Genomic DNA, 6,254 nt, shown 5'->3' with positions numbered 1-6,254 from the left:
GAACATCCTCATTCTCGAAATAAGCTAGTTTGGTTTTGTTCATGGCTGAACCTCCCGGTTTTTATTCGAATGAGAACCTGCGCGCGCGTGGTAACATGAATGGTTATCGGCGTTATTGTGTTTTCATCGGCCTCATACGGGATCATGACGAGCTTGTTTTCATGTTTGCCGACCGCCACTCGCCGCCGAGTCGCGGTATCGAAGTACCGTTCCGGCGATGATTTTACGATTGCCTCGATGCGAGTAAGATCAAATCCACGCAAAGAAGCTTTGTACTGCAGGTATTCTGTCCAGATGATTTTCATTGAATTGCTGGATCACCGGAGGCAAGGATTGATCGGGACGGCCTGCGACCAACAATCCATTTCTCCATTAATCCACTACTCCAACGTTTCGCTCACTTCACCTTCGCTCCGCTCGCCATCTCCCGTTCCGGTGATATGAGGGAAAGCGTTCCCTCCTCCGTCGAGGCCGCGAGAATCATGCCTTGCGATTCGATGCCGCGAATCTTGGCGGGCTCGAGATTCGCGACGATCACAACTTTCTTGCCGATGATTTGTTCGGGTTGATAATGTTGCGCAATGCCAGCGACCAATTGGCGTTCTTCATTGCCCACACGAATTTTGAGCTTGAGCAGCTTGTCGGCTTTGGGAACTTTCTCCGCTTCCAAAACTTCGGCGACGCGCAAATCAATTTGTTTAAAGGTGTCGATGGAGATCAATGGCGTCGCGGGTGCAACGGGTGCGGCTTCCGCCACTGCCGGTGCTGCTGCGATTGCTGCTTCAGGTGTGGTTGCATTCATTTTTCTCAAAGCCTCCTCAAGGCGCGCAATTTCAGGCGCGATAGCTTCGTCTTCAATTTTCGTGAATAAAATTTCCGGTATGCCGAGCTGATGATTCTCCGCGAACGGAGCGACCGGCGCGGTGAGCCAGTTTTGCTTTTCCACGTCACCTGGCAGATTGAGCATTTTCCACAAGCGCTCCGCAGAAAACGGCAGCGTCGGCGACATTAGCACGGCGAGCGCCTTGCACACGCGCAGGCAAACGTGCAGCGTGGTTGCGCAGCGATTGCGATCGTGCTTGAGCGTGCGCCACGGTTCTTCATCATTAAAGTACTTGTTCGCCTCACGGCCCAAATCCATCAATTCTTTGGTCGCGCGGCGGAATTCGTAGTTTTCATATGCGGCAGCGAGCTTCTCCGGCCAGACATGCAGTGCAGCGAGCATGCGGCGATCCGCGTCATTCAACTCATGCGCCGCCGGCACGCGGTTCTCGAAATTTTTCTGCACAAATGTCAGCGTGCGATTCACGAAATTGCCGAGAATATCCGCCAGCTCGCTGTTGTTGCGCATCTGGAATTCTTTCCAGGAGAAATCCGCATCCTTCGTCTCGGGCATGTTTACGGCAATCGCATAGCGCAACGGATCCGGCGAAAAGCGGTCGAGATACTCGTGCAGCCACACCGCAAAATTGCGGCTGGTGGAGAGCTTGCGGCCTTCGAGATTAAGAAACTCATTTGCCGGAACATCAGCAGGCAGAATGTAACCGTCCTGACCCATCAACATCGCTGGCCACACGATGGCATGAAACACAATGTTGTCTTTGCCGATGAAGTGTACCAGCTTGGTGCCGAGATCGCGCCAATACTCTTTCCACTTGTCCGGTTGGCCGATGCGTTTCGCCCAGATCTGCGTTGCGGTAATGTAGCCAATCGGCGCATCGAACCAGACGTAAAGCACTTTGCCTTCGTAGCCCGGCAGCGGCACGGGAATGCCCCACGAGATGTCGCGCGTGATCGAGCGGTCGGTCAGGCCCTCTTTGATCCAGCCATAACAAAAATTGAGCACGTTGTCGCGCCAATGTTTTTTGGTGTCCAGCCAGTCCTTCACCTGCTGCTGAAATCTGCCGAGCGGAATGAAGAAATGGCGCGTCTCACGAATTTCCGGGCGCGTGCCGCACACCATGCACTTGGGTTCGATAAGCTCAAGCGGATCGATCCATTTGCCGCACGATTCGCATTGATCCCCGCGCGCGCCGGGCTTGCCGCAATGAGGGCAAATGCCTTCGACGTAGCGGTCCGCCAGAAAGCGTTTGTCATTCGGGCAATAAAGCTGCTTGACGGTTTTCTCGACTAGCAGGCCTTTCTTGTGCATCGTCAGGAAAAATTCCTGGGCTTGCGGAATATGTTCGGTCGCAGAGGTGCGCGAAAAAATATCGAAGCTGATGCCGGCGCGCTTGAACGTGTCGTTCATTTGTTGCCAATAAAAATCCACAAACTCCTGCGGCGATTTTTTGGCTTTTTCCGCCGCAATGGTAATGGCCACGCCGTATTCATCCGTGCCGCACACGAACAGCACCTCGCGCTGCCGCATGCGTTGATAGCGCACGTAAATATCCGCCGGCAAATACGCGCCCGCCAGATGCCCGAGATGCAACGAGCCGTTGGCATAGGGCAGGGCGCTGGTGACGAGAATTCTTTGGGATGTATTCACTAATACTTTTTCCTAATAAGCTGAGGAAATGTATGAAGGAGCGTTGCTCCAATTTGGAGTCGTTTTCATTAATTCACTTGACGAGTTTAATCCTTCGGCGGGTGCCAACCCGCGCTTACCCAGCGCCGGCGGGCAGCGACAATGAATTTATGATTTAAATGAAGGGCTACTACTGTTGCTCTACCGCATGCGGTTTTGCCGATGATTTGCGCACCGTCTTCACTCCATTGAAAGTGTCTAGCCCACGCTTGCCGGCGGGGATTGTATAGCGCTGTCCGTCTGCGTGAAATCGGATCAACGCCATCGATTTGAAAGCTTTTGTAACGATTACACCAACCACAAGCCAGCCAGAGGTTTTCTTCTACGGAGGTTCCTCCGAGCTTTAACGGCACGAGGTGTTCGATCTCCAAAAATGCGCCACTATACTCCTGCGAGGTCAAGCAGTAACCACAGCGATATCGGGCTTGTGCCGCAACTTTTGTACGCAGCGCCTTTGCAATATAAAAACGGTTCATTTCGAATGAGCCGCGGAGTAAAGCCCTCTTTTGTGCAAGAGTGCGTAGGCATGCGCCTTGCGCAGCGTCACTCGGGCATACTCGTTCACCAGCCCGTCTAATTGCCGAACCTCTGCCGGCTTGAGCGGGCGTTCTCGCTGCAGGGCCGTTAGTCTCCGCAACCGCGCTTGCTGTTTCGCTGACATTATGCTGCGAGCAGCTTGCCACAAACTTTTAACGGAAAGAGTACTCATCCCGGCCAGCTCATCAACCATTTCCGGCGGCACATCATCGAGAGAAGGCAATGCCGTATCAAGAGTTTCGACGATGACTTTCTCAATCGGGCTTTGCACCGCTTCAGCAGCGCGTTGCACGCGCTGATAAACTCTCGCAGGGATATTCAAGGTTATTGTTTGAAAAGTCATTGATCACTTCTCCTTTGTTCGATATTGCGTCCGCTGGCAGCTTTTTTGCGAATAGAACTTACTCCTACAGCCTCAAGACATCAACGAGAGATCTCTCACGCCTCGCCCACCTGCGGCGGCTTATTCAGCTCCTCCAAATTCCCATGCCCGTGGCCGCAATCGTTTTCGCATTTGTTGATCTTTTCTTTGATCATGACCAGCGCCAGGGTTTCGTATTCGTTTCTGGGATATTTTACCGTGACCGTGTCGCGGAAGATGTCGATCTTGATGATGATGACCGCGCCCTTGTCAGTTTTAATCTCCTTGGCCAGCTCCGGAAATCCGCTAGGGAGGTTGTCAAATAGAGCATGCTACAGATGGTTGACTTTCGGTGTTCTTTGCATTTTTGTTTCCACTGCTGCTCCTTTGTTATTTCTCTCCGAGATCCTGATGATTCTGCACTAGGCAAACTCATAAACCGGCGTCTGAATGACACGCGCCGGTGCTTGCTGCTGCAAAATGATTTGTTGCAGCTTTTCAACGACATGCGGCGCAAAATATTGTTCGCCGGTTTCCCGGTCTACTCGTGCTGGTACGTTTTCAATAATGAAAAATTTCCCATCCTTGAATAAGGTATAAGTCACGTTTTGTTGAATGAGTTTTTCTTCTTTGAAGGGATTATTCATATTACCTCCTGACTCTGAAATCTTTCCACTCGACTGGATTTGGTTCATAGACTGTGATAATCTTTATAAGCGAGCGAGAAGGATAGCTGCACTGAATGTGAAGTGGCCGATTCACTTTTGTGAATCCCAGAATCAAACAACTCGGGCCATATTTGTCATCCGGATAGTCTTCGATGATTTCACCGGCAGCGATTGCCTGGCGAATTTCATCAACGGCGATCACACGCAGAATAGATTGATCCGTTGCATGTCTTGAGAATTCAAATGCCCCCGCTTCAAACCTGGCTCGGATTTCATCCACCATTGACATTCGCGTCACGCCTCGTCCACCTGCGGCGGCTTATTCAGCTCCTCCAAGTTTCCGTGGCCGTGGCCGCAATCATTCTCGCATTTGTAGATCTTCTCTTTGATCATGGCCAGCGCTAAAGTTTCATACTCATTGCTGGGATATTTTACCGTGACCGTGTCGCGGAAGATGTCGATCTTGATGATGATGCCCGTGCCCTTGTCGGTTTTAATCTCTTTAGCCAATTCCGGAAATTGCGCGATGGCCTCGTTGTAAAAATCGCGTTCGTACATCAAGCAGCATTTCAGGCGGCCGCATACGCCCGCCAGCTTGTTGGGATTGAGCGGCAGATTCTGCTCTTTCGCAGCCTGCGTGGTGATGGGCGCGAATTGGTCGATGAACGAGGAGCAGCACAGCCGCCGGCCACACACGCCGTAACCGTCAATGCGTTTGGCCTCGTCACGCACGCCAATTTGGCGCAACTCGATGCGCGTGCGGTATTCCGAGGCCAGGTCCTTCACCAATTCGCGAAAGTCGACGCGTTTTTCTGCGGTGAAAAAGAAGGTGATTTTGTTGCCGTCGAATTGATATTCGCAACCCACCAGCTTCATGTCCAGGCAATGCGTCACAATTTTTTGACGGCAGGCCTCAAACGCTTTTTTCTCGAAGGCGCGATTGCTCTGGCTGCGCACGAGATCGGCGTCCGTGGCTTTGCGCAACACTTTGCGAATCGGCTCGCCGTCAGAAATGCGGATACTGTCCGGAATGCCGACGAGCTTCACCACGCCGAGATCTTCGCCCTTCTCCGCTTCCACGATGACGAAATCGTTCACGCGAAAGGGATATTGTTCGGGGTTCACGTAGAAATTCTTGCGCTGCTCTTTGAATTTGACTTGTATGTAATTTTGCAAATTACCTCCTCGCTCGCGCCAGTTGATGAATGCGATGCAGCAGCACCATCAAAACCAGCCAGGGTTGGACATAGCGTTCGAGACATTCGATGGCATATTCGATTTCGTCGATCACGCCGGCAAAATCGAATTGCGGCAGGTTTTTGATCAAAGCCAGCAACGGCTCCCGCAGATCGGCGTTGACGATATTCTGATCCGGACCGCAGGATTTCAACACATAAGCATCCCGCACCCACAATAAACAAAACCGCAACAACGCTTGCAGCTCATGGCGATCGTTTTCGTTGGCGAGTTTATTGAGAAAATCCATCTGCTCGACCGGCTTATTGAATTTGAACGCGGTACGCATGAACTCCACCGCCAGTTGGCGCTTCGGCTCCAACTCTTCTTCGAGCAACGCGAGGGCGTAGCGCAAATTGCCGCCGGCAAGCGTCGCCACAAATGCGGCCTTGTCATGCGTTGCGCCATGATATTTTGCCAAGAATTCCACCACGCTTTGGTGCTCCAGCGGCGGGACGGCAATCGGCTGGCAACGCGAAATGATGGTCGGCAGCAAGCCTTCCAGCGAGGTTGCGGTGAGCACAAAATACGTTTGCGGCGGCGGCTCCTCCAAAATTTTCAACAGGGCATTGGCGGATTCCGCTTTCAACCGGTGCGCTTCCAACAACAGCACAACCGCGCCGGCGCCTTCATAGCTGGTGGTGGAGAGCTTGCGCTTCAACTCGCGAATATCATCGATGAGAATGAAAGAATTTTCCCACGGCCGGTTGCGGCGCAACGGCTGGGCGGCGAAGCTTTGCAGAACCTCGAGAATATCTTTTTCCGCAGCAGAGCTGGTGCGCGGAAAAACCAGATGCGTGTCGGGATGTGCCATCTCGGCAATGCGTTTGCAGTTGGCGCACTGGCCGCATGCCAGCGTGTCCTCACTCTCGTCGCTGAATAACGACATGCTGCCGGCTTGGCGGCGGCGGCGTTCACACAG

Annotated in this window: 9 protein-coding genes; 1 reads left to right on the top strand and 8 read right to left on the bottom strand. The window is 52.6% G+C overall.

The window, feature by feature from the left end; translation table 11 throughout:
- Window positions 1-8: 8 nt before the first annotated feature.
- The 4 genes from FBQ85_25150 to FBQ85_25135 form a co-directional block, all read right to left on the bottom strand.
- Window positions 9-305, bottom strand: coding sequence for a hypothetical protein (locus tag FBQ85_25150; protein ID MDL1878420.1), 297 nt, complete (start codon window positions 303-305; stop codon window positions 9-11).
- 92 nt (window positions 306-397) lie between these two features.
- Complete coding sequence (metG, locus tag FBQ85_25145; GenBank protein ID MDL1878419.1) at window positions 398-2,491, bottom strand: methionine--tRNA ligase; 2,094 nt, start codon at window positions 2,489-2,491, stop codon at window positions 398-400.
- Between the two features lie 86 nt (window positions 2,492-2,577).
- Window positions 2,578-3,006, bottom strand: coding sequence for an HNH endonuclease (locus tag FBQ85_25140; GenBank protein MDL1878418.1), 429 nt, complete (start codon window positions 3,004-3,006; stop codon window positions 2,578-2,580).
- Window positions 3,003-3,410, bottom strand: coding sequence for a hypothetical protein (locus FBQ85_25135; GenBank protein MDL1878417.1), 408 nt, complete (start codon window positions 3,408-3,410; stop codon window positions 3,003-3,005). Before FBQ85_25135 ends, FBQ85_25140 begins: the two co-directional genes overlap by 4 nt.
- On the opposite strand from FBQ85_25135, the gene FBQ85_25130 reads away from it, so the two are divergent.
- Entirely contained in the window at window positions 3,410-3,754 is a 345-nt protein-coding gene (locus FBQ85_25130; protein MDL1878416.1) for a hypothetical protein, read from the top strand. The two genes, FBQ85_25135 and FBQ85_25130, sit on opposite strands and share 1 nt — an antisense overlap.
- 96 nt (window positions 3,755-3,850) lie before the next feature.
- On the opposite strand, the gene FBQ85_25125 is transcribed toward FBQ85_25130, so the two are convergent.
- Genes FBQ85_25125 through FBQ85_25110 form a run of 4 tightly spaced genes read right to left on the bottom strand, consistent with a single transcriptional unit; the run spans window position 3,851 to window position 6,254 of the window.
- Window positions 3,851-4,075 carry a hypothetical protein gene (locus tag FBQ85_25125; protein MDL1878415.1) on the bottom strand — a complete coding sequence of 75 codons (225 nt, stop codon included), beginning with the start codon at window positions 4,073-4,075 and terminating at the stop codon, window positions 3,851-3,853.
- 1 nt (window position 4,076) lies between these two features.
- Window positions 4,077-4,379 carry a DUF4258 domain-containing protein gene (locus FBQ85_25120; protein ID MDL1878414.1) on the bottom strand — a complete coding sequence of 101 codons (303 nt, stop codon included), beginning with the start codon at window positions 4,377-4,379 and terminating at the stop codon, window positions 4,077-4,079.
- An 11-nt stretch (window positions 4,380-4,390) separates the two neighbouring features.
- Window positions 4,391-5,272 (bottom strand): hypothetical protein, encoded by an 882-nt coding sequence (locus FBQ85_25115; protein ID MDL1878413.1) that lies wholly within the window; start codon window positions 5,270-5,272, stop codon window positions 4,391-4,393.
- Between the two features lies 1 nt (window position 5,273).
- Complete coding sequence (locus FBQ85_25110; protein MDL1878412.1) at window positions 5,274-6,254, bottom strand: hypothetical protein; 981 nt, start codon at window positions 6,252-6,254, stop codon at window positions 5,274-5,276.

The organism is Cytophagia bacterium CHB2 (assembly GCA_030263535.1).
Taxonomy (GTDB): Bacteria; Zhuqueibacterota; Zhuqueibacteria; order Zhuqueibacterales; family Zhuqueibacteraceae; genus Coneutiohabitans.
The sequence above is the reverse complement of the archived record's forward strand: the minus strand, read 5'-3'. Positions and strand labels throughout refer to the sequence as shown.